The organism is Xanthomonas sp. NCPPB 1128 (genome assembly GCF_001043115.1).
Lineage (GTDB): Bacteria > Pseudomonadota > Gammaproteobacteria > Xanthomonadales > Xanthomonadaceae > Xanthomonas_A.
Window position 1 is genome coordinate 1 of the sequence record NZ_LFME01000031.1, and the last position, 22,782, is coordinate 22,782.

General features: G+C 69.4%; 20 protein-coding genes and 2 tRNA genes. 10 read left to right on the top strand and 12 right to left on the bottom strand.

Translation table 11 applies throughout. The features are described from left to right. Positions 1-240 precede the first annotated feature (240 nt). A complete protein-coding gene (locus ACP93_RS16740; protein WP_048491805.1) occupies positions 241-588 on the bottom strand; it encodes a helix-turn-helix domain-containing protein in 348 nt (115 codons plus the stop codon). 248 nt (positions 589-836) lie between these two features. On the opposite strand from ACP93_RS16740, the gene ACP93_RS16745 reads away from it, so the two are divergent. After that, positions 837-1,034, top strand: coding sequence for a hypothetical protein (locus ACP93_RS16745; RefSeq protein WP_048491806.1), 198 nt, complete (start codon positions 837-839; stop codon positions 1,032-1,034). 74 nt (positions 1,035-1,108) lie between these two features. Here the strand turns inward: ACP93_RS16745 and ACP93_RS16750 are convergent. Both ACP93_RS16750 and ACP93_RS16755 read right to left on the bottom strand, forming a co-directional pair. Then, positions 1,109-1,193: transfer RNA gene (locus ACP93_RS16750), tRNA-Leu, on the bottom strand. A 96-nt stretch (positions 1,194-1,289) separates the two neighbouring features. Next, positions 1,290-1,745 (bottom strand): VirK family protein, encoded by a 456-nt coding sequence (locus tag ACP93_RS16755; protein ID WP_048491807.1) that lies wholly within the window; start codon positions 1,743-1,745, stop codon positions 1,290-1,292. 353 nt (positions 1,746-2,098) lie between these two features. Here ACP93_RS16755 and ACP93_RS16760 point away from each other — a divergent pair. The 5 genes from ACP93_RS16760 (at position 2,099) to ACP93_RS16780 (ending at position 10,124) form a co-directional block, all read left to right on the top strand. Continuing rightward, positions 2,099-2,183 (top strand) — tRNA-Leu (locus tag ACP93_RS16760). Positions 2,184-2,321: 138 nt separating this feature from the next. Then, positions 2,322-4,748 carry a ribonuclease R gene (rnr, locus tag ACP93_RS16765; protein ID WP_048491808.1) on the top strand — a complete coding sequence of 809 codons (2,427 nt, stop codon included), beginning with the start codon at positions 2,322-2,324 and terminating at the stop codon, positions 4,746-4,748. Between the two features lie 105 nt (positions 4,749-4,853). Beyond that, positions 4,854-5,321 carry a GFA family protein gene (locus tag ACP93_RS16770; protein ID WP_048491809.1) on the top strand — a complete coding sequence of 156 codons (468 nt, stop codon included), beginning with the start codon at positions 4,854-4,856 and terminating at the stop codon, positions 5,319-5,321. A 346-nt stretch (positions 5,322-5,667) separates the two neighbouring features. Continuing rightward, positions 5,668-6,414 carry a 23S rRNA (guanosine(2251)-2'-O)-methyltransferase RlmB gene (gene rlmB / locus ACP93_RS16775; RefSeq protein ID WP_048491810.1) on the top strand — a complete coding sequence of 249 codons (747 nt, stop codon included), beginning with the start codon at positions 5,668-5,670 and terminating at the stop codon, positions 6,412-6,414. A gap of 797 nt (positions 6,415-7,211) precedes the next feature. After that, complete coding sequence (locus ACP93_RS16780) at positions 7,212-10,124, top strand: ligand-binding sensor domain-containing diguanylate cyclase (RefSeq protein ID WP_228136075.1); 2,913 nt, start codon at positions 7,212-7,214, stop codon at positions 10,122-10,124. 67 nt (positions 10,125-10,191) lie between these two features. Here the strand turns inward: ACP93_RS16780 and ACP93_RS16785 are convergent, their stop codons facing one another. From ACP93_RS16785 to ACP93_RS16820, 8 genes are all read right to left on the bottom strand, one after another. Further along, positions 10,192-10,620, bottom strand: coding sequence for a hypothetical protein (locus ACP93_RS16785; RefSeq protein WP_048491811.1), 429 nt, complete (start codon positions 10,618-10,620; stop codon positions 10,192-10,194). A 16-nt stretch (positions 10,621-10,636) separates the two neighbouring features. Continuing rightward, on the bottom strand, positions 10,637-11,161 hold the full coding sequence (locus ACP93_RS16790; RefSeq protein WP_048491812.1) for a hypothetical protein: 525 nt from the start codon (positions 11,159-11,161) through the stop codon (positions 10,637-10,639). A 129-nt stretch (positions 11,162-11,290) separates the two neighbouring features. Then, positions 11,291-11,623 (bottom strand): low molecular weight protein tyrosine phosphatase family protein, encoded by a 333-nt coding sequence (locus tag ACP93_RS16795; RefSeq protein WP_048491813.1) that lies wholly within the window; start codon positions 11,621-11,623, stop codon positions 11,291-11,293. 108 nt (positions 11,624-11,731) lie between these two features. Then, complete coding sequence (gene rnt / locus ACP93_RS16800) at positions 11,732-12,385, bottom strand: ribonuclease T (protein WP_048491814.1); 654 nt, start codon at positions 12,383-12,385, stop codon at positions 11,732-11,734. A gap of 41 nt (positions 12,386-12,426) precedes the next feature. After that, on the bottom strand, positions 12,427-13,173 hold the full coding sequence (locus ACP93_RS16805) for an HvfC family RiPP maturation protein (RefSeq protein ID WP_048491815.1): 747 nt from the start codon (positions 13,171-13,173) through the stop codon (positions 12,427-12,429). Beyond that, positions 13,170-14,015 carry an HvfB family MNIO-type RiPP peptide maturase gene (locus tag ACP93_RS16810; RefSeq protein ID WP_048491816.1) on the bottom strand — a complete coding sequence of 282 codons (846 nt, stop codon included), beginning with the start codon at positions 14,013-14,015 and terminating at the stop codon, positions 13,170-13,172. Before ACP93_RS16810 ends, ACP93_RS16805 begins: the two co-directional genes overlap by 4 nt. Continuing rightward, positions 14,002-14,403 (bottom strand): HvfA family oxazolone/thioamide-modified RiPP metallophore, encoded by a 402-nt coding sequence (locus ACP93_RS16815; RefSeq protein ID WP_048491817.1) that lies wholly within the window; start codon positions 14,401-14,403, stop codon positions 14,002-14,004. The genes ACP93_RS16810 and ACP93_RS16815 overlap by 14 nt, the downstream gene beginning before the upstream one ends. Positions 14,404-14,555: 152 nt before the next feature. Beyond that, positions 14,556-16,025: an efflux transporter outer membrane subunit gene (locus ACP93_RS16820; RefSeq protein ID WP_048491818.1), complete on the bottom strand. Its 1,470-nt coding sequence runs from the start codon at positions 16,023-16,025 to the stop codon at positions 14,556-14,558. A gap of 88 nt (positions 16,026-16,113) precedes the next feature. Between ACP93_RS16820 and ACP93_RS16825 the strand changes: the two genes are divergently transcribed. From ACP93_RS16825 to ACP93_RS16840, 4 genes are all read left to right on the top strand, one after another. Continuing rightward, positions 16,114-16,731, top strand: a complete 618-nt coding sequence (locus tag ACP93_RS16825) for a TetR/AcrR family transcriptional regulator (protein WP_048491819.1) — start codon at positions 16,114-16,116, stop codon at positions 16,729-16,731. 78 nt (positions 16,732-16,809) lie between these two features. Further along, positions 16,810-17,916 (top strand): efflux RND transporter periplasmic adaptor subunit, encoded by a 1,107-nt coding sequence (locus ACP93_RS16830; protein ID WP_048491820.1) that lies wholly within the window; start codon positions 16,810-16,812, stop codon positions 17,914-17,916. Further along, on the top strand, positions 17,913-20,984 hold the full coding sequence (locus ACP93_RS16835; RefSeq protein ID WP_048491821.1) for an efflux RND transporter permease subunit: 3,072 nt from the start codon (positions 17,913-17,915) through the stop codon (positions 20,982-20,984). The genes ACP93_RS16830 and ACP93_RS16835 overlap by 4 nt, the downstream gene beginning before the upstream one ends. Positions 20,985-21,019: 35 nt before the next feature. Continuing rightward, entirely contained in the window at positions 21,020-21,826 is an 807-nt protein-coding gene (locus ACP93_RS16840; RefSeq protein ID WP_048491822.1) for an oxidoreductase, read from the top strand. A 245-nt stretch (positions 21,827-22,071) separates the two neighbouring features. Here the strand turns inward: ACP93_RS16840 and phoU are convergent, their stop codons facing one another. Then, positions 22,072-22,782, bottom strand: a complete 711-nt coding sequence (gene phoU / locus ACP93_RS16845; protein ID WP_017914020.1) for a phosphate signaling complex protein PhoU — start codon at positions 22,780-22,782, stop codon at positions 22,072-22,074.

A 22,782-nucleotide genomic window follows, 5' to 3' on the forward strand; every position in this document is an offset into this window, starting at 1 on the left:
CAGCGGATCGCCGATCTGCTGCCGCTTGGCTTCCCGTTCGTGACCGGCAAACAGGCTGATCATCATGGCCTCCTCGGCGTGTCCTTTAAGCCAATGATGCCAAAGCCGAGGTTTTTAGAGGTGCCCTTCAGCCGCGACGAGCGTTATCGGTCACGCCTCGTCGCGGCTGAAGCCGCTCCTACGAATGGCATGCCTTGGTTACTGGCGGTGCCCGAAAGCCACACCCGCCACCAGTGCGAGTCAGCCGCTGCTCGGCTTGAGCAGTTCCAGCACGGCGTCGCGGTGGCCCGGCGGTGCGTTGCGATAGCGCGCCAGCAACGCGCGCTCCTGCGCATCCTGCGCCAGCAGCGGATAGTCGGAGGGCAGGTCCTGCACGCGCTTGCCCGGGCCTACGCCGCAGACCAGTTCGTCGAGCGAGCGGTTCAGTACGTTGCGCAGCGTCGGCAGCAGGCGGAAGCTCGGGGTTTCGCGGTCGTTCTCCCAGGCGGACACCGACGACTTGGTCACGTCCAGCGCGAAGCCCAACTGTTCCTGGGTGAGCCCGGCGGCTTTCCTGGCTTCGCGCAAACGGTCGCCGAAGCTATTCATTGCGGTGGGCCCTGGGGGACGGCGGGCCTACCAAGATATGGAGCATCCGCCGGCTTGTCGTACAGTCTCGCTTGACTCCGATTGTTCGGAAATTCAATACTCGTGCGGTGCGGAATGCACGGACGCGCGAGGATGCGCATGCAGGACATGGACGTTGGGGACACCAGGGTGTCGGCGCCGCGCTGCGCCGCCATGCGCTGGCCGATCGCGGCACGACGCGGCGCATGCCCGTGCGTGGGGGAGGGCGCATGGCCACCTACGAAGTGAGGCTCCGGCGCATCGCGCAACTGGAGCCGTCCTTGCAGGTGCTGGTGCATGCCGCCAATGCCTATCTGGCCGCGCGTGCGGCCGAACGCCATAATCCGGGCTACCGTGCCTACAAGGTGGCGGTGTGGGTGAAGGGCGTGCGCGTGGACATCGGTCCGTTGCGTCCGCCGCAGCGCTGAGCGTTGCGGCCTGCACGCAGCCAACAAAAAACCCGCCGAAGCGGGTTTTGAGATCTTTCTCGACCTGTCGGTCGTGGTGCCCAGGAGAGGACTCGAACCTCCACGGTTTTACCCGCTAGTACCTGAAACTAGTGCGTCTACCAATTCCGCCACCTGGGCAACTCAGAACGAGAATTGTGCGTGCGGCGGCGGGCGCTGTCAAGCGTTTTGCGACAGCGGCGTTGCACCGCCGTCGCATGCACATCCGTCACGACCTCAGTAGCCGACGTTGAAGCGCAGGCCCTGGTTGATCGCGCAGTGGTAGCCGAGGGTGCTGCCGGTCTGCTGGTAGCTGGGCAGGGCGAACACGAACATGCTGAAGTCGATGCTGTTGTCCGGGTGCACCTGGTAGCGCAGGAACTGCTGGATCGGCTTGCCGTCGCGGCCGACGGTGACGTGCTCGTCGGCGAAGGACAGGGTGCCGTCGGCGGTGACGCGGTAGGCACCGATGCGCAGGCCGCCACGGGTCTGGCTGGGCGTGGCGCCGCCGGAGGTGGGCGTGCACTGGCTCAGGTCGATCGCCACGGCGACCGAGGCGCCGCTGTCCAGGGCGCGCTGGATCTCGGTGAGGGAGTTGAGCGTGGCGTCGTCGGCGCCGGCCGTGGCGGCGGAGGCGCTGGTGGCGCTGGCGAACAGGGTGGCGGCGAGCAGGGAAGCGGACAGGGGATGCATGGTGGAGGCTCCGGAGCGTGGGGGAGGGCGACGGATTGCCGGATGCAAACTAGCGGGGCGCCGATCCGGGTCAACCGACAAAATTGCGAACTTCCGGCGCCGTCACGGCGGATCTTCGAAGCAGGTCCGCTTGCGCGGGCGCTGTGTCGGAATCGGCATCGCACATGCGGTTTTTTGCCGAATCCGCATGCCGCCGAAGCGTGCACGCGTGCACAGTCGCGCCGCGGTCGGCGCGTGCGGGGCACCGCTGTCTGCCGCGGTCGAATCGCGTCATCGACGTGATCGATCGCGACCGGGCGCGAAATAGGCGTTGACAAGGTCGCGGCGGCACCGCAGAATTCGCGGCCTTCAGCGCCCAGGTGGCGGAATTGGTAGACGCACTAGTTTCAGGTACTAGCGGGTAAAACCGTGGAGGTTCGAGTCCTCTCCTGGGCACCACAGGCAACATCGCGAGAGCGCTGAACTCTCGCACCGACCGGCCCGCTGACGCGGGCTTCGTCGTTTCTGGGGCGCGTTCGCGGCGGCTGCACCGCCCGGTTCGGGTGGGGGCCACCTGCATGGGAGTACCATGCACGGATGACAACTCGCAAAAGCAAGTCCGGCAAGCCCGGCAAATCCGCGTCCAGCGACGCGCACTCCCCCGATACGCCGAAGAAATCGCGTCTGCCCGCCTGGATGCCCAGCTTCCTGCGCCGTGGCCCCAAGCCGCCGCTGCAACCGCTGCACCCGCCGACGCCACCGCCGGCGGCCGCGCCCGACACCGCCGCGCCGATCCAGGATCCCTATGCCGCACGCGAGGCCGAGCGCTACGCGCAGCCCATCGCCAGCCGCGAGGCGATCCTGCAATTGCTCGAACGCTGCGACGGCCCGCAGACCCTGGACGAACTGGCCGAACAGCTCGGCCTGACCGAGCCCACGCGCAAGGAAGCGCTGAGCAAGCGCCTGGGCGCGATGCTGCGCGAGGCGCAGCTGGTGCAGAACCGCCGCGGCGGCTACGCGCCGCTGCAGCAGACCAACCTGATCCCGGGCGTGGTGATCGCCAACCCGGACGGCTTCGGCTTCCTGCGTCCGGACGAGGGCGGCGACGACCTGTTCCTGCCGCCGTACGAGATGCGCAAGGTGCTGCATGGCGACCGCGCCCTGGCCAACGTCACCGGCATCGACCGCCGCGGCCGTCGCGAGGGCAGCATCGCGCGCGTGCTCGAGCGCGGTCTGACGCGGATGATCGGGCGTTTCAGCCTGGAAGCCGGCATCGCCTTCGTGGTGCCGGACGACAAGCGCATCCAGCGCAACGTGCAGATCCCCGCCGACGCCGTCGGCGAGGCGCGCGACGGGCAACTGGTGGTGTGCGAACTGACCTCCGCGCCGGACGCGCGGCGCCCGCCGATCGGCAAGATCATCGCGGTACTCGGCGACAAGCTGACCCCGTCGCTGCTGGTGGAAGCGGCGATCCACGGCCACGAGCTGCCCTACGAATTCCCGCAGGACGTGCTGGACGAAGCCGCGGCGGTGCCGCTGACGGTGGAGCCGGCGGCGATCAAGGGCCGCGTGGACCTGCGGCAGACGCCGCTGGTGACCATCGACGGCGCCGATGCCAAGGACTTCGACGACGCGGTGTTCTGCGAGTCCAACGCCGACGGCTTCCGCCTGGTGGTGGCGATCGCCGACGTGTCGCACTACGTGCGTCCGGGCACGCCGCTGGATACCGAGGCGGTCAAGCGCGCGACCTCGGTGTACTTCCCCGGCTTCGTGGTGCCGATGCTGCCGGAGACGCTGTCCAACGGCATCTGCTCGCTCAACCCCAAGGTCGACCGCATGTGCTTCGTCTGCGACATGCAGATCGACCGCCAGGGCGAGGTGGCCGGCGCGCGCTTCTACGAGGCGGTGATGAACTCGCACGCGCGGCTCACCTATGAGCAGGTGTGGCAGGCGGTGGGCGAAAAAGACGAGCAGGTGCGCAAGGACGTGGCGGCGGTGCTGCCGCAGCTGGAGCGGCTGCATCAGCTGTACCAGATCCTGGCCAAGGCGCGTGCGCGCCGCGGCGCGATCGAGTTCGAGACCGCGGAAGTGCGCTTCGTGCTCGACAACACCGGCGAGGTGACCCAGGCCGGCATGCTGGTGCGCAACGACGCGCACAAGCTGATCGAGGAATGCATGATCGCCGCCAACGTGGCCGCGGCGCGCTACCTGCTGGAGACGCATATCCCGGCGCCGTTCCGCGTGCACGAGCGGCCGCCGGAATCCAAGTACGCCGACCTGCTGGAGTTCCTCAAGGAGTTCAAGCTGAGCCTGCCCGCGTGGAGCAAGGTGGTACCGGGCGACTACACCAAGCTGCTGAAGAAGGTGCGCGAGCGTCCGGACGCGGCGCTGCTGGAATCGGTGCTGCTGCGCAGCCAGAGCATGGCGGTGTATTCGCCCGACAACGCCGGCCACTTCGGCCTGGCGCTGGAGGCCTACGCGCACTTCACCTCGCCGATCCGCCGCTATCCGGATCTGCTGGTGCATCGTGCGATCAAGTACGCGCTGACCCGCGGCGCGCCGGACAAATACCTGTATGCGCCGCGCGTGATGGCGGCGCTGGCGCTGCAGTGCTCCGAGCGCGAGCGCCGCGCCGACGAGGCCGAGCGCGAGGTCGACGAGCGCTACCGCGCGGCGTGGATGGAGAAGCACGTCGGCGGGCAGTTCGACGGTGTGGTCAGCGGCGTGACCAGCTTCGGCCTGTTCGTCGAGCTGGACCAGTCCAAGGTCAACGGCCTGATCCACGTGACCCAGTTGCCGCAGGACTATTACCACTTCGACGCCACCCGCAAGACCCTGACCGGCGAGCGCCGCGGCCGCGAGTTCCGCCTGGGCGACCGCGTGCGCATCGTGGTGCTGAAGGCGAGCATGGAGGAGCGCAAGATCGACTTCCGGCTGGTCGAGGAAGGTGCGTCGGCACATGACGAGTTGCCGCCGCCGCCACCGCGTGGGCAGCCGGCCAAGCGCAAGAAAAAGAAGTACTGACGGCGCAGCGTCGCGGCCGGCCGCGTGGCGGCCGCCGCGATCGCGCATCCCTTGCGTCGTGCGGGGGCGACCCCTGCGCGATGCGGTCCGCAGCGGAGAGCAGACATGGAGCAGCAGTACAGCGGCGGTTGCCAATGCGGCGCGGTGCGCTTCCGGGTACGCGGGCACCTGCACGATGCCTCGATCTGCCATTGCCGGATGTGCCAGAAGGCATTCGGCGCCTACTACGCGCCGCTGGTCTCCACCCGCGGCGAGGAGCTGAGCTGGACCCGCGGCGCGCCCAAGCGCTTCGCCTCGTCCAACCTGGTGCAGCGCGGCTTCTGCGCCGACTGCGGCACCCCACTGACCTACGAAGCGCCGGACGGCATCGCGGTGGCGGCCGGCGCCTTCGATCGTCCTCAGGACCTGCCGCCCACCATCCAGTACGGCATCGAAGCGAAGCTGCCGTTCGTGGATGCGCTGCATCGCCTGCCGGCCACCCGCACCGAGGGCGATCTGGCCGCCGCGCCGTTCCTGGCCGATGTCGTCTCGCGCCAGCATCCGGACCACGATACCGAGCGCTGGCCGGGCTGAAGTTGCCGGGGCTGTACCAATGGGCGCGTCGCGTTGCTGGCGATCCTGCGGTCACTCTGGCCTTCGAACGCGACAGGTCAGGGCAGGCAAGGAGTTCAGGCTGCCTGCAGTCGGGACTGAAGTCCCTCCCACAACGGCGTGCTGCGCACGGCTTGGCTATTTGAGAGAGGCGTTCGTAGTCATGCAGCCGCAACGCGGGTATCTCAGGGCAGCAGGGAAGCAGGACATCGCAGGCATGCCGCTTCTGCCAATCCCGAATCTCCAATCCCCAATCCCGGCCCCCAGGCATGACGCCAGCGGCCACAACCCCTACCATGCCCGCTTTCCTTTCACGTAGTCCCGCCTCATGAGCAAGCAGAACCAGTGGATCGTCGGCGTCAACGCCGTGGCGTCGTCGATCGAGAACGACGCCGACAACGTGCGCGAGGTGCTGGTGGAGGCGGGCAGCAAGAATCCGCGCCTGCAGGAAATCGAGGAGAACGCGCGGCGCAAGGGCATCGAGGTGCGGCGGGTGAACACGCAGGCGCTGGACGGCGTCGGCGGCTCGGTGCGGCACCAGGGCGTGGCCGCGCGCTACGCCGCGGCGCGGACCTGGGCCGAGAGCGAACTGGAAGGCCTGGTCAGCGCCGCCGAGGGCCGCGCCCTGCTGCTGGTGCTGGACGGCGTACAGGACCCGCACAACCTCGGCGCCTGCCTGCGCAGCGCCGCCGCCGCCGGGGTGACGGCGGTGGTGATTCCAAAGGACAAGTCGGCGCCGGTCAACGCCACCGTGCGCAAGACCTCGGCTGGTGCCGCCGACCGCCTGCCGATCGTGGCGGTGACCAATCTGGCGCGGTGCCTGCGCGAATTGCAGAAGCAGGGCGTGTGGATCTACGGCCTGGCCGGCGAGGCCGAAACCTCGCTGTACGCGCAGGACCTGCGCGGCAACATGGCGCTGGTGCTGGGCGGCGAGTCCGACGGCCTGCGCCGGCTGACCCGCGAGCATTGCGACGGCCTGGTGCGCATTCCGATGCCGGGCGAGATCGAGAGCCTCAACGTCTCGGTCGCCGCGGGCGTGACCCTGTTCGAGGCGGTGCGGCAGCGCATGGGCTAAGCGCCCGGCGCCGCGTCTGTGACGCCGGCGGCGCCCCTCAGCGCTGGGAGCAACCTAAGCCCCTCTCCCCCGGGAGAGGGGTTGGGGTGAGGGTACGGGGGCGAAGCCCCTAGAGAGCATTGCTGGCAACACCAAGCTTCACCGAGACCTTCCCGAAGCCACTGCAATCGACTTCTCCCCAGGCTTCGCCCGGACCCTCATCCGCCCCTTCGGGGCACCTTCTCCCGGTGGGAGAAGGGGAGCGTCTGACGCCTGGAAGCCCCTCTCCCCGCGGGAGAGGGGTTGTTGGGGTGAGGGTGCGGGCGAAGCCCCTCGAGGGCATCGTTGGCAACACCAGGCTTCACCGAGACCTTCCCGAAGCCACTGCAGTCGACTTCTCCCCAGGCTTCGCCCGGACCCTCATCCGCCCCTTCGGGGCATCTCCCGGTGGGAGAAAGGAATCACTGCGATCCAGCGCGGTCGGCACTGTCCTCTGCGCAAGTCGCCCCGGCTTAACCGCCGCGCAATCTTCACGCGTCCTTTTCCACTGCCCTGTTACCGCCTGCACCCGCAGCGCCTGTTTTTTGCCTACCATGGGCGCTCGTCCCGTGTTCCGCTCCGGTAATGAGTCTGCGTCGCCCCCGTCCCCTCGACTCTGGCACCCCGCGCCAGGGTCCTGTCGCGCCCCGCCTGCGTCGGATCGGGTCGGGACAGTGAACGTCGCCAGGGGGAGGGGGGAAGCGGTGCTCGCACGCGGCCGCGGGCGCGCGTGGCCGGTCGCGTGGCCGCTGCTGCTGGTCCTGCTGCTGGCGCTGGGCGTGGCCTGGCGCGCCATCGCCGCCGACGGCGCTGCAGACGGGGTGCCGCCGCTGCGCGACTACGCGATCGACTCCTGGACCTCGCGCAACGGCCTGCCGCACAACTCCCTGCGCGATCTGGCGCAGACCCCGGACGGCCGCCTCTGGTTCGCCACCTGGGAAGGGCTGGTGCGCTACAACGGCCTGGACTTCACCGTCATCGACCGCAGCACCCGCCCGGGCCTGCCGGACAACGGCGTCGGCTCGCTGTACGTGGACCGCGCCGGCGCGCTGTGGCTCAGCGATTCGCGCGGCAATCTCGGTCGCCACGATGCGGCGGGCCAGTGGCGTTTCTGGCGGCAGCCGCCGGGCTGGCCGCATGCGCTGATCCACGCCATGACCCAGGACCGCGACGGCCGCATGTGGCTGCTGTTCGAGGGCAATGGCCTGGGCTGCCTGTGGCCGGATGGCCGCTTCGACTACCAGCCGGCGCCGCGCGATCTGCCCTTGGCGGCGAGCTTTCCGCACCTGGCCGCCGACGACCAGGGACGGCTCTGGATCGGCAGCCTCGACGGCCTGCTGTACCGCGACCCGCAGGGCGTGCTGCGGCGCGCGCCGGCCGCCTTCGGCCTGCCACCGGGGCTGGCCTGGCCATACCGGGCACCGGATGGCTCGCTGTGGCTGGTCGCCGGGGAGAACCTGTATCGCTTGCAGGGCGAGCGCGCGGTACTGGTGCAGCACCTGCCGGGCTACGGCCATTTCACCTCGATGCTGCGCGACCGCGATGGCGCGATCTGGCTGGGCACCGAGAACCAGGGATTGTTGCGGATCAGTGCGCACGGCGTCGAACGCATGTTGCCGGGCGACGTGCTGCCCAACGGGCGCATCGTCAGCCTGCTGCAGGATGCCGAGGGCAGCATCTGGATCGGCGCCAATGGCGGCCTGTTCCGCTTGCGCGAGACGCTGTTCGCCGGCTATACCCGCCGCGACGGACTTAGCGGCGACTACGTGCGCGCGCTGCTGGAGACCCCGGATGGCGCGCTGTGGATCGGCAGCGCCGCCGGCCTGGACCGCATGGCGCCTGACGGGCACATCGCCCCGGTCGCGTTGCGCGACGCGCCATCGGTGCTGAGCCTGGCGCGCGGCCGCGACGGCGACCTGTGGATGGGTACCTACGCCGATGGCGTGTTCCGCCTGCGCGACGGCCGGGTCGTGCGCCATTACGGAACCGACGAGGGCTTGCCCAGCGGCCAGGTGCGTGCGCTCAGCGTCGATGCCGCCGGCACGGTATGGATCGGCACGCGCAGCGGGGTGATGCGCATCGACGGCGAGCGGCTGTCGGTGCCGGACGTGCCCGGCCTGCCGCACGGCCTGATCACCGCCCTGGCCAGCGTCGACGGTGCGCTGTGGATCGGCTCGGTCGAAGGCGTGTCCGTGCTGCGCGACGGCAGGGTGCGGCAGTTGGCGCTGGAGCCACTGGGCGGCGCGCGCACCGTGTTCGGATTCCAGGCGCTGGGCCGCGACATGTGGATCTCCACCGACCGCGGCCTGCACCGCGATCGCGATGGCCGCCTGGCGCGGGTCGGGCTGGAGCAGGGCATGCCGGTGGATGCGGTGTTCCAACTGGTCCGCGACCGCCTCGGCAATGTCTGGATCAGCAGCAACCGCGGCGTGCTGCGTACCACCGCGGCGGCGCTGGATGCGGTTGCCGACGGCCGCCAGGCGCGGTTGCAGGTGAGCCGCTACGACGAGATCGACGGCATGTCCAATGCCCAGGGCAACGGCAGCTCCGGGCCGTCGATGATCCTGCGTCACGACGGCACGGTGTGGCTGGTCACCGCCGGCGGTGTCAGCACCGTCGATCCGCGGCGCCTGGCGCGCTTCCGCGATCGCCTGCCGCCGCCGGCGGCGATCGAGAGCGTGCTGCTGGATGGCCAGCCCTTCCCCTGGCAGCGCAAGACGGAACTCCCTGGTGCCAAGCGCATCAGCGTGTCCTATGTCGGCCTGAGCTATCTGCTGCCCGAGCGCATCCGCTATCGCACCCGGCTCGATGGCCTGGACAGCGGTTGGATCGACCGCGGCAACCAGCGCAGCGTGGAATTCATCGGCCTGCCGCCGGGCGACTACACCCTGCACGTGGCCGCAGCGCATCCGGACGGCGCCTGGAGCACCCGCGAGGCCGTGTGGCATTTCAGCGTCGCGCCGTTGTGGTGGCAGCGGCACAGCGTGCACGCGGCGGCGGTGGCGGTGCTGGTGTTGGCGCTGGTGCTGCTGTACCGCTACCTGATCGCGCGCTACAAGCGGCGCGCCCTGCGCCTGGAACGGTTGGTGGAGCGGCGCACCAGTGCGTTGCGGCTGCAGACCGAACGCCTGCTGCAGGCCGATGCCGAGAAGAGCCAGTTGCTGGCGGAACTGCAGCGCCAGGCCACTGCCTTCGAGCGCCTGGCGCACGAAGACGCGCTGACCGCGTTGCCGAATCGGCGCCACTTCGACGAAGTGCTGGTGCACAGCGTGCAGCGCGCGCAGCGCAGCGGCGCGCCGCTCTGCCTGCTGGTGATGGACATCGACCGCTTCAAGCAGATCAACGACGGCTATTCGCATGCTACCGGCGATGCGGTGCTGCGCGAGGTCGGGCAACTGCTGCTGAGTGCCTGCCGCGCCGCCGACCTGCCGGCGCGGCTGGGCGGCGAAGAGTTCGCGGTGTTGCTCGGCGACACGCCGCTGGCCGATGCCGAGCGCTTCGCCACGCGCCTGCGCGACCTGTTCCACGCGCGCCTGCAGTGGGCGCCCGAGGCGCCGGCGTTGCGCGTCACCTTCAGCGGCGGCCTGGTCGCGCTGCGCGCGGACGAGACGCCGAGCCAGTGGCTGGAGCGCGCCGACGGCGCCCTTTACCGGGCCAAGGGCATGGGGCGCGATCGGGTGTGCGCGGGCTGAGGGCATGCGTCCGGATGCGGATCGGTGCTGTCGTTGCCTTGTAGCGTGAATCGCAGACGCGCGCGTTTCAGCGTGTGGCGTGACGGTCCAGCATCTCCAGCGCCATCTGCGCTGCCTCGCGGGTGTCTGGATGTTCCGACCGCAACGACAGGCCCAGCCCCTCGCGCAAGGCCGGATCCGCAAAGGCGGCGGCCAACTGCGTGACCCAGTGGCGGCTACCGTCAGGTAGCGCGGGATCGTCCAGCGCCTCCCGGATCGCGGCACTGGCGTCGCCGCAGTCGCAGGCATGGAACATGTCCTCGACCAGCGGATAGATGCGCCAGCCGTCGCCGTTGCCGAAGGAGCGCAGGAACAGGGGTAGTACGTCGCGATCGGGATCGGCGAGGAACAGGCGTCTCGCCGCGTCGTAGGCATCGACCAGGTCCTGGGTGAGCTGGTCGTCGTCGGGCAGCGGTTGCTGCGCGCGCAGGAAGGTCAGGGCATCGGTCGTGTTCACTGGGAGGCGTTCGGCGTCACGGCTCGCCATGAGGCGCGTTGTGCTGCGGTGGTGCAGGGCCCGCTTCAGTCGCTGCAGCGTCAGTGGCGGCGCCAGGACGGTTGCGCAGTTGCTGCGTCAGGAACAGCACGATCGCCAGCGCGAACAGGTTCACGCCAAAGAAGAGCGTTGCGCCCGACTGGAACAGGGTGAACGTGAAGCGGCTGCCGAGCAGAAAGTTCGCGCTGGCCTTGAACGGGGCGAACTGCACGACGGCGGTGAGGTGGAAGCCGCAGTTGAACGCGTAGCTGGCGAGCGGGCTGCCGAAGGCCGGCACCTGCGCCAGCCAGAACGCCCGGTTGACGCGGAGCGCGTCGGGCCGGCCTTCCAGCAACTGGATGCCGCAATAGATACCCCAGCTGTAGAGCGCGGCAAATGCGGCGCAGATGATCCAGTCGGTCGGCTGCCGCAGATTCGGCACCTGGCTGATGATGGCAATAACGCCGATGCCGGCGCCGCCGATGTCGAGAATGCCGATGCTGCGGCGCTTCCATGCTTGCATGACGCGGTCGTCCTGATGCGGGCGCCTTGGCCGGCGCGGCGGCGAGCGTAGCACGCATGCCGACGTGTCTCGGGATGGCGACCATGCTTGTGCGAATGCACGGCTCGGAGCCGCGGCCGATGACCAGGATCAGCATGCAGGCAGGTGGCGCGATACCTTCGCGGTCAACAGCTGTACCAGCGCCGGATCCATGTAGGCGAAGTCATCGGGGATGTCGAGGCAGACGATGCGAGCGCGGCCGAGGTGGCGCTTGAAGCGGCGCGACAGCTTGGCGCGATGCATCGGTTCCATGACGAAGATGAGGTCCGCCCACTCCAGCAACTCCGGCGTGACCGGGGTATCCGCATCGTGGTCGACGCCGGCCGAGGCGGTCTCCACGCCGGGCCAGGTGGCGAACACCTGTTCCGCGGTGGGGCTGCGCAGCCGATTGCGGCTGCATACGAACAGCACGTTGCGGGTCATGCGGCGCGCTGCCGGCGTGCGTGCGGCGCTATCACCCGCCGTTCGGTCGCAGTGCCGCCGGGCCGACACGACGGCGTCGCGCGCATGCCGTGCAAGACGCGCCGCGGTTCATGGTGCCGCGGCGATCGGCGGGGCCGGCCAGGCGTTGGCGATCTTGCAGAACAGGCGCGCGGTCTGCTCGGTATCGTAGACCGCGCTGTGCGCGTCGGCGGCGTTCCAGTCGAAGCCGGCGGCCTGCACCGCCCGCGCCAGCACGGTCTGGCCGTAGGCGATGCCGGCCAGGGTGACGGTGTCGAACACGCTGAAGGGATGGAACGGATTGCGCTTGTGGCCGCAGCGGGCGACCGTGGCATTGAGGAAGTTGAGGTCGAAATGGGCGTTGTGGCCGACCAGGATGGCGCGCTGGCACCCGTACTTCTTCACCGCCGCGCGCACCGGCGCGAACACGTGGTCCAGCGCCTCGCGTTCGGGCTTGGCGAAGCGGAACGGATGGTCCAGGACGATGCCGGTGACCTCCAGCGACTTCGGATCGATCAGGGTGCCCGGCGCCGGCACCACATGCGCGCTGGCGGTGACGCCGGGATACAGCTGGCCGAAATCGTCCATCTCGATCGGCACCACCGCGATCTCCAGCAGCGCATGCTTGTTCCAGTCGAACCCGCCGGTTTCCACGTCCACCACCACCGGCAGATAGCCGCGGAAACGCCGCGACATCGGAGTGATGACCAGGGGTTGCGAGGGGCTGTCGACCGAATCGTTCATCCGCCAAGGTTAGCAGAGCGCGGCCGCCGGCCGCCGCGGCGTCACTCCGACAAGCGCGTGCCGAGCACGCTGCCCTGCGCGCGCAGCCGTTCCAGCAGGGCCGCGCCCTCGTGCAGCAGAGCGGCCGGCGCAAGGCCGTGCGCGGCAGCCAGGTCCAGCAGCAGCGCCCGCCCGCTGCGCGTGCCGGCGTGCAGCGCCGCCAGCACGTCATGGGCCAGCGGCGCCAGTTCGGCGAAGCGGACCTGGCCGTCGGTCTCGCGTCGCGCCAGCAGGCAGGTCGGTTGTGCCGGCGCCGTGTCCGGCTGCCAGGCCGGGCCGATGCGCTGCACCGGCCAGCGGTAGCGCAGCAGGCGCAGCCAGGGCGACAGCAGCGGGATGCCGTCGAGCAGGTCACCGTGCGGATCGTGCGGCGGCAGCGCGGCATCGTCGATCTGCACCTGCAGTTCCACGGTTTCGTAGTGCGCCAGCTCGGCCAGCCAGGGGCGCTGCGGATCGGGTGCGCGCTGCGCCAGGAACGCCACCAGTTCCTCACCCAGGCGCGGGAACAGCGGCGTGCGGGCGCGGTGGTCGGCGCAGAACGCGCGCAGCAGCGCCGTCCAGTCGGCGTCGCCGAGGGTGGCGCGCAGCACCGGGAACTGGCCGCCGAGCAACTGCGCCAGGTTGTCGAAGAACAGGGCGCGGTACACGGCCAGGCGCTGCGGCGGGATATCCGCCGGCGGCGGGTACCGCTGCGGATCGCGCAGGTGCCGGGTCAGCGCGAACTGTTGCGCGCGCAGGGTGTCGCTCATGCGTCGAGCGATTGCGCCTGCACGGCGCGGATGCGCTGCACTTCGTCGAGCAGTTCGTGCAGCGGCGGGAACTGACCGTCGCGCTCCAGCACGGTGGGACGCACGCCGTGCAGGCGATAGGCGGCGGCGAGCAGGTCCCACACCGGGTCGACCACCGGCGCGGCATGGGTGTCGATCTTCAGCCCGCTGGCGGCGTCGTCGCGATGGCCGGCGACGTGGTACGAGGCGATGCGCGCGCTGGGCATGGCGGCGAGGAAGGCCAGGGCATCGTCGCCGTGGTTGCAGGCGTTGACGTGCACGTTGTTGACGTCCAGCAGCAGGTCGCAGTCGGCCTCGTCCAGCACCGCGGCCACGAAGGCGGCTTCGCTCATCGCCCGGCCGGGGGCAGCGTAGTAGGAGACGTTCTCCACCGCGATGCGCCGGCCCAGCGCGTCCTGCACCTGGGCGATGCGCGCGCCGACGTGGCGCACGGCCTCGTCGGTGAACGGCAGCGGCAGCAGTTCGTAGAGTTGGCCGTCGTCGGCGCTGTAGCTGAGGTGCTCGCTGTACAGTGCGACCCGGTGCCGGTCGAGGAACTGGCGGGTCTGCTGCAGCAGGGTGGTGTCCAGTGCGGCCACACCGCCGAGCGACAACGACAGGCCGTGGCAGCTGAGCGGATGCCGCGCGCTCAGCGTCTGCAACAGTTCCCCGGGCCGGCCGCCGACGCCGATCCAGTTGTCCGGTGCGCATTCGAGGAAATCAAACGCATCGGTTGCTGCTTGCAGCAGGTCCGGCAGCAAACCGCGACGCAGCCCGAGGCCGGCGCTGGCCGCAGCAAGGGGGCTCGATTCAGAGGCTGCCACCGCATTTGCCCTCGCCGCACTTGCCTTCGGCCATGGCCTTGTCGTCGTGCTTGGCCTGGGGCGTGGCGGCGCGACCGGCTGCCTCGGGCTTGGCCGGCGTCGCCGCCGGTGCGTGCGCGCCGCAACCGCCGTCGCCGGCCTTGGCGCCGCAGCCGCCTTCGCTGGCCTTGGCCGGATCGGCGGCCTGCCTGGCCTGCGCCGGCGGCGCGGGCGTCGGCGTTGCCGGCGCGGTCGCCTCGGTGCTTTGCGGCGGGGTGACGGCCGCCTGCGCGCCCAGCGCATAGCCCTGGGCGAGATCGGTCATGGCCAGCGCGGAGGCGGACAGGCCGATCCCGCCGAGCAGGACCGCACCGGCGAGGGCAGGGGACGGACGGGGCGATCTGGACATGCACGAACTCCTGGCGATGGGATGGCAGCGGCCGTGGCCGGCGGTGGGCCAAGCCTACCCGCTGGGGCTCGCCTGCGGCAAAGCGCCCTGCATGCGCGCTCGCTGCGCCGCGGCACGCCATCCCTGCGGCGTCCCCACGACGCAGGCGCGCCTCAACGTGCTGCAGTCGCTGCGGGCGGCACGGGTGGCGCGGGTTGCCAGCCTCCTCCCAGTGCCCTGAACGCCGCCACGGCGGCATGCGCGGCGTCGGCCTGGGCCTGGGCTCTCGCGTCCGATGCCTGCAGCAGCGTCGCGTCGGCCTGCAACACGTCGATCAGGCTCGCCGTTCCGTGCTGATACGCCGCGAACGAGGATTGCCTGGCACGGGAGAGCGCGGCTTCGCCTTGGGTCAACCTCGCGCTCTGTTCGCCACGGTTGAGCACGGCCGACAACGCGTTCTCGACGTCCTCGGTCGCGCGCAAAACGGCTTGGCGGTAGGCCGCCAGCGCTTCTGCGTCCTGCCCCTTCGCCAGTGCGATCTGCGCATTGATGCGGCCGAAGTCGAACAGCCGCCAGCGCAGCCCCAGCACGGCCGACGCCTGCTTCGCGCCGCTGCCGAACAGCGTGCCGCCGGGGATCGCCGTGGCGCTTCCCAGCAGGCCGCTGAGCGAGAACGTGGGGTAATAGGCGGCGATCGCTGCGCCGATGCGGGCGTTGGCGGCCGCCAGCCGGCGTTCGGCCACGATCAGGTCCGGGCGCCGCTGCAGCAGGTCGGTAGGCGATCCCATGTCGGCGATCCGTGGCGTCGAGGGAATCGGTGCCACCGCCTCCAGCTCGCCGCGATGCGTCCCCGGTGCGACACCCAGCATCACGTCCAAGGCGTTCATCGTCGCATCCAGGCCCGTCTGCAGCGCGGGAACGCTCGCTTGCACGGTCGCCAGCGCGCCTTCTGCCTGCCGGACCTGGTAATCGGCGGCCAGTCCCTTGTCGTACAGCCGTTGCACTTTCGCCAGCAGATCCCGCTGGGTCTGCGCCTGTCGCTCGGCGATCGCCAGGCGGGCCTGCATGCCACGGATGGCGATGTAGAGGTCCGCCGTCTGCGCGGCCACCGCCAGCCGCGTTGCCGCGGCGCCGGCCTGCGAGGCCTGGTAATCGGCCTGCGCTGCTTCCCGGCCGCGTCGCAGGCCGCCGAACAGATCGATTTCCCAGCTTGCGCCGAGGTCGGCCTCCTCGGCATTGCCCCAACGATCATGGCCGGGCGTCGCCGCGAGTACTTGACCGAGTGGCGTCTCGATCGATTGATAGGCGCGCGCAGCCGAACCGCTGATCTGCGCGGACGGCAGCAGCGCCGCCGTGGCGGCGCCGACGGCGGCGCGCGCCTGTGCAACACGGGCGGTCGCCTGGGCGATGTCCAGGTTCTGTTCCAGGGCCGTTGCGACGAAGTGCGTCAGCAGCGGGTCGTCGAACCCCTGCCACCACGTCGCCAGGTCGGCGGCAGGCGCGCCATCGCCTCGATCCGTCGCCGTCCTTCCCAGGTAGTGGGTGGGCACGGGAACATCGGGGCGGCGATAGTCCGGGCCTGCGACGCACCCCGCCAGCAGGCCGGCACAGAGCGACAGAACGAGGGAGCGACGGGGCGGCATGCTGAAGCCTTTGGGGTAATGCGGTTGTGACCATATTATTATTTGGTCACTCGTTGTCAAGCCGCAGCGCTCCACGTAAGCTGCCGAAATGAGCAAAGCACACACGCCTGCGCCCCAACTCCGCGGGCCTTCGGACCATGACGTCCGCGACCAGATCGTCGAGGCGGCGACCGACTATTTCGGCCGCTATGGCTATGGCAAGACCACCGTGTCCGAACTGGCCAAGGCGATCGGGTTTTCCAAGGCCTACATCTATAAGTTCTTCGATTCCAAGCAGGCGATCGGCGAGGTCATCTGCTCCAATCGCCTGAGCGCCATCATGGCGGCGGTCGACGCCGCCGTGGCCGACGTGCCTGCGGCGGCGGAGCGGCTGCGCCGGATGTTCAAGGCCTTGGCCGAGGCCGGCAGTCATCTGTTCTTCCAGGAGCGCAAGCTCTACGACCTCGCGGCCACCTCCGCCAGTGAGTCCTGGCCGGCGGTCGGTGCCTACGAGGCCCATCTGAAGGCGCTGGTGCTGCAGATCGTGCGCGATGGCCGCGAAGCGGGGGAGTTCGAGCGCAAGACCCCGCTGGACGAGGCGGTCAATGCCATCTACCTAGTCATGCGCCCGTACGTCAATCCGCTGTTGCTGCAGCACAACCTGGACAACGCCGTAGACGCGACGGCGCAGTTGTCCAGCCTGATCCTGCGGAGCCTGGCGCCTTGATTGACGCGTTGTGACTATTGACTAATTTAGTCACAAGTAAAAGAATGGGGGCGCCAGTTCTTCCTCAGAAGGGTTCCCATGCGTCGGCGCCGGTTTGCTTCGCCTCTCATTTGCCTGTTGTCGCTTGCCCTCGCGGCCTGCGGTAGCGATCACGCCTCCGATCCACGCACCGAGGCACCGCGGGTCAGGATCGGGATAGTGCGAGGGGCCATCGCGTCCTCGCCGTCGTTCTCTGGCGTGGTCGCGGCGCGGATCCAGAGCGACCTCGGGTTCCGCGTGTCCGGCAAGGTGCTGGAGCGCCTGGTCGACACCGGGCAGACGGTCAAGCGCGGGCAGCCGCTGATGCGCATGGATCCGGTCGATCTCGGGCTGCAGGCGCGTGCGCAACAGCAAGCCGTGGCGGCGGCGAAAGCGCGCGCCAGGCAGACCGCCGAGGACGAGGTGCGCTATCGCGACCTGGTCGCCGAGGGCGCTGTTTCCGCCTCCGCGTACGCACAGATCAGGGCCGCCGCCGACGCGGCGCAGGCGCAGCTGAAGGCGGCCGAGGCGCAGGCCGACGTGGCCACGAACGCCTCCGGCTACGCGCTGCTGCGCGCTGATGCGGATGGCGTGGTCGTGGCAACGCTCGCCGAGCCTGGCCAAGTGGTGAGTGCCGGGCAACCGGTGGTGCGCCTGGCGCGGGCAGGCCAGCGCGAAGCCGTCGTGCAGTTGCCCGAGACGCTGCGGCCCGCACTCGGATCGAGCGCCCAGGCCACGCTGTACGGCAACCGACAGGCAACGGTGCCGGCCACGCTGCGGCAGCTGTCGGACGCATCGGATCCAGCGACGCGGACGTACGAAGCCCGCTACGTGCTCGGCGGAGCGCTCGCCCAGGCGCCGCTCGGGGCCACCGTCAGCGTCCAGCTGCCTGGCCATGCCGATGCGCCGTCTGCCCTGCAGGTCCCGATCGGCGCCTTGTTCGACGCCGGCAAGGGGCCGGGTGTCTGGGCGGTCGAGGGGACGCCGGCGAGGGCGGTCTGGCGACCCGTGCAGGTACTGGGCGTGGCGGACGACGCCCTGCAGGTGACGGGCAAGCTCCAGACCGGCGATCGGGTGGTGGCGCTGGGCGCGCATCTGCTGCGCGAGGGCGAGATCGTCAGACCGATCGATCCGGCCAGGGCGGGCGCGGTCGGAGCGCGTCCATGAGCGCGGGACGTTTCAACCTGTCCGCGCTCGCTGTGCGCGAGCGCTCGATCACGCTGTTCCTGATCCTCCTGATTTCCGTCGCGGGGATCGTCGCGTTCCTCCAGCTCGGGCGCGCGGAAGACCCGCCGTTCACGATCAAGCAGATGACCGTCGTCACCGCCTGGCCGGGCGCGACCGCGCAGGAGATGCAGGACCAGGTCGCCGAGCCGCTGGAAAAGCGCCTGCAGGAGCTGCGCTGGTACGACCGGGCGGAAACCTATACGCGTCCGGGATTGGCCGTGACGATGCTGTCGCTGCTCGACAGAACGCCGCCGTCGCAAGTCCAGGAGCAGTTCTACCAGGCGCGCAAGAAGCTTGGGGACGAGGCCGGGAAGCTGCCGGCCGGCGTCATCGGCCCGATGCTCAACGACGAGTATGCGGACGTGACGTTCGCGCTGTTTGCGCTCAAGGCCAAGGGCGAACCGCAGCGCCTGCTGGTGCGCGATGCCGAGTCGCTGCGCCAGCGGCTGCTGCATGTGCCCGGGGTGAAGAAGGTCAACATCATCGGCGAGCAGCCCGAGCGCATCTTCGTCTCGTTCTCGCACGACCGCCTGGCGACGCTGGGGGTCACGCCGCAGGAGATCTTCGCTGCGCTGAACGGCCAGAACGCGCTGACGCCCGCCGGGTCCATCGAGACTCGGGGACCACAGGTGGTGGTGCGCATCGAGGGCGCGCTCGACACGTTGGACAAGATCCGCCAGACCCCCATCGTGGCGCAGGGCCGCACCCTGAAGCTGTCCGATGTCGCGACCGTCGAACGCGGTTACGAAGATCCTGCCACCTTCCTGGTGCGCAACAACGGCGAGCCGGCGCTGTTGCTGGGCGTGGTGATGCGCGACGACTGGAACGGCCTCGACCTGGGCAAGGCGTTGGAGGCGGAAGTCGGCAGCATCAATGCCGCGCTGCCGCTGGGCATGACCCTCGAGAAGGTGACCGATCAGGCGGTGAACATCCGCGCGGCGGTCGACGAGTTCATGGTCAAGTTCTTCGTCGCGCTGCTGGTGGTGATGGTGGTGTGCTTCCTCAGCATGGGCTGGCGTGTCGGCGTCGTGGTCGCGGCGGCGGTGCCGCTGACGCTGGCGGCGGTGTTCGTCATCATGGCGGCCACCGGCAAGAACTTCGACCGCATCACGCTCGGCTCGTTGATCCTGGCATTGGGCCTGCTGGTCGACGATGCCATCATCGCCATCGAAATGATGGTGGTGAAGATGGAGGAGGGCTACAGCCGCATCAAGGCCTCCGCCTACGCCTGGAGCCACACCGCCGCGCCCATGCTGTCCGGCACGCTGGTCACCGCCATCGGCTTCATGCCCAATGGCTTCGCGCGCTCCACCGCGGGCGAGTACACCGGTAACATGTTCTGGATCGTCGGCATCGCGCTGATCGCGTCGTGGGTGGTGGCGGTGGCGTTCACTCCCTACCTGGGCGTGAAGCTGCTGCCGGACATCCAGAAGGTCGAGGGCGGGCACGCCGCCATCTACGACACGCGCCACTACAACCGCTTCCGCCGGGTGCTGGGGCGCATCATCGCCCGCAAGTGGCTGGTGGCCGGCGCGGTGCTGGGAACGTTCGCGCTGGCGGTGGTCGGCATGGGCCTGGTCAAGAAGCAGTTCTTTCCCACCTCCGACCGGCCGGAAGTCCTGGTCGAAGTACAGATGCCGTACGGCACGTCCATCGCGCAGACCAGCGCGGCGACGGCGACGGTGGAAGCTTGGCTGGCGCGGCAGCGGGAAGCCAGGATCGTGACGGCGTACATCGGCCAGGGCGCGCCGCGCTTCTTCCTGGCCATGGCGCCCGAATTGCCCGATCCTTCGTTCGCCAAGATCGTCGCGCTCGCCGGCGACGACAAGCAGCGGGAAGCCCTCAAGTTCCGGTTGCGCCAGGCCGTGGCCGACGGGCTGGTGCCCGAGGCGCAGGTGCGCGTCACCCAGATCGTGTTCGGTCCTCCGTCGCCCTACCCGGTGGCCTACCGCGTGATGGGGCCCGACCCGGACACGTTGCGTGCGATCGCGCATCGCGTCGCGGGCGTGATGCGCGCCAACCCGATGCTGCGCACCGTCAACAGCGATTGGGGAAACCGCGTCCCCACCTTGCACTTCACCCTCGATCAGGAGCGCCTGCAGGCGATCGGCCTGACCTCCAGTTCGGTGGCGCAGCAATTGCAGTTTCTGCTGAGCGGGGTGCCGTTGACGGAGGTGCGCGAGGACATCCGGTCGGTGCAGGTGGTCGGCCGCGCGGCGGGCGCCATCCGCCTCGATCCGGCGAAGATCGCCGGCCTGACGCTGGTCGGCTCGGCAGGGCAACGCATTCCGTTGGCGCAGGTGGGCAGGGTCGAAGTGCGCATGGAGGATCCCATCCTGCGCCGCCGCGACCGCACGCCGACCATCACGGTGCGCGGCGACATCGCCGACGGGCTGCAACCCCCGGACGTGTCCACCGCGGTCCTGAAACAGTTGCAGCCGATCGTCGCGGCGCTTCCGTCCGGGTACCGGATCGAACAGGCCGGCTCCATCGAGGAATCGGCCAAGGCCACGACGGCGATGCTGCCGCTGTTCCCGATCATGATCGCGCTCACCCTGCTCATCATCATCCTGCAGGTGCGCTCGATCGCGGCCATGGTCATGGTGTTCGCCACCAGTCCGCTCGGCCTGATCGGCGTGGTGCCGACCCTGCTGCTGTTCCGGCAGCCGTTCGGCATCAATGCGCTGGTCGGGCTGATCGCGCTGTCGGGCATCCTGATGCGCAACACCTTGATCCTGATCGGGCAGATCCATCACAACGAACGCGACGGATCGAGTCCGTTCGATGCCGTGGTCGAGGCCACCGTACAGCGCGCACGGCCGGTGATCCTGACGGCGCTGGCGGCGGTACTGGCCTTCATTCCGCTGACCCATTCGGTGTTTTGGGGAACGCTGGCGTACACCCTGATCGGCGGCACCCTGGCCGGCACGGTGCTGACGCTGGTGTTCCTGCCAGCCATGTACGCCATCTGGTTCAGGATCACGCCCGCGCCTGCGCAACAGCGTTGACCATCGTCCTCCATCGCCACAGGAAAGGAACTGCCATGTCGAATTCCACGGTCGTTGTCGTGACCGGCGTTTCATCGGGCATCGGGCGCGCCGCCGCCCTGGCCTTTGCCGAGCGGGGGTGCCGGGTGTTCGGAACCGTACGCGATGTCGAAAAAGCGGAGGCGTTGCCGGGCGTTGCGCTCGTGGAAATGGATGTGCGCGACGACGCCTCCGTGCAGCGGGCGGTCCGTGGCGTCATAGCGCAAGCCGGCGCGATCGACGTACTGATCAACAGCGCCGGGGTGACCTTGCTCGGCGCGCTGGAGGAAACCTCGGTGGCCGAAGCGCAGGCGGTGTTCGATACCAACCTCTTCGGCCTGTTGCGCACGATCCAGGCAGTGCTGCCGCACATGCGCGAGCGACGCGCTGGCCGGATCGTCAACATCAGTTCGGTGCTGGGGTTCCTGCCCGCGCCCTACATGGCGGTCTACTCGGCGTCCAAGCATGCGGTGGAGGGACTGTCCGAATCCCTCGATCACGAGGTCCGCCAATTCGGCATCCGCGTGTCGCTGGTCGAACCGTCCTTCACCAGGACCAATCTGGATCGCAACGCGCCCCGGGCCGTCGCCAGCATCCCCGCCTATGGCCAGGCGCTTGCCGTCGTGTCCAAGGCCATCCAGCAGCAGGTGCAGAACGCGCCGGCGCCCGACGGCGTCGTCGACGCGATCCTCGCGGCCGCCTTGGGAGCATGGAAGATGCGCCGCACGCCCAGGGGCGAGGCCGCGCGTCTGGCCGCGCTGCGCCGCTTCCTGCCTGCAGGTCCGGTCGAGAAAGGCCTCCGACGGACCTTCGGGTTGACCTGACCCATCGGGCAGGCATCGCGCGGTGCGGCCCGCGTCAATCGACAGGCAACGCGGTTGGCGCTGCCGTCGCGCGCTGCCGGGTTCAGGGCTTCCGTCTCGCGCTCCACGGTCGCGGGTGGAGAACCGCGCTGCCATGGCATTGCCTGGCGTCGATGCAGGCTGCAACAAAAAGGCTCCGCGACATGCACGGAGCCTTCGGAAAGGCGCAGCGGCGACCGGCGCGCGGCCGGTCCGCCCGTGACGCTTCAGATGCCGCTGGTGGAGCTGGTCTCGTCGCGCTTGTCGCGCGGCGGCAGCGGCTCGTCGCCGTGCACCAGGAACCACACGTTCTCGGCGATGTTGGTGGCGTGGTCGCCGATCCGCTCCAGGTTCTTGGCCATGAACAGCAGGTGCGTGCACGGGGTGATGTTGCGCGGATCTTCCATCATGTAGGTCAGCAGCTCGCGGAACAGCGCGGTGTATTGCGCATCGAGCTGCGCGTCGCCCTGGCGCACCAGCAGCGCGGCGTCGGCGTCGTTGTTCTGGTAGGCGGCCAGCGCCGCGCGCACCTGTTCGGCGGCGAGCTTGCCGAGCTGGCGCAGGCCCAGGGTCTGCGGCATCGGCGGCGACATGTTCAGCGCGATCGAGCGCTTGGCGACGTTGGCGGCGTAGTCGCCGATGCGTTCGACGTCGGCGGGAATGCGCAGGCCGGCGAGGATCTCGCGCAGGTCGCGCGCCATCGGCCCGCGCAGCGCCAGGCGCATCACGTCATGGCTGATGGAATGCTCGAGCGCATCGATCGCCTCGTCGTTGACGACGATGCGCAGTGCCGCGTTGTCGTCGCGGCGTTCGACCACGTCCAGCGCCGCTTCCAACTGCGCCACCGCGGTTTCGCCCATGCGCACGATCTCGGCGGCGAGGCGATGCTGTTCTTCGTCGTAGCTCTTCACGATGTGCTCGTTGGGCTGAGTGTTCAT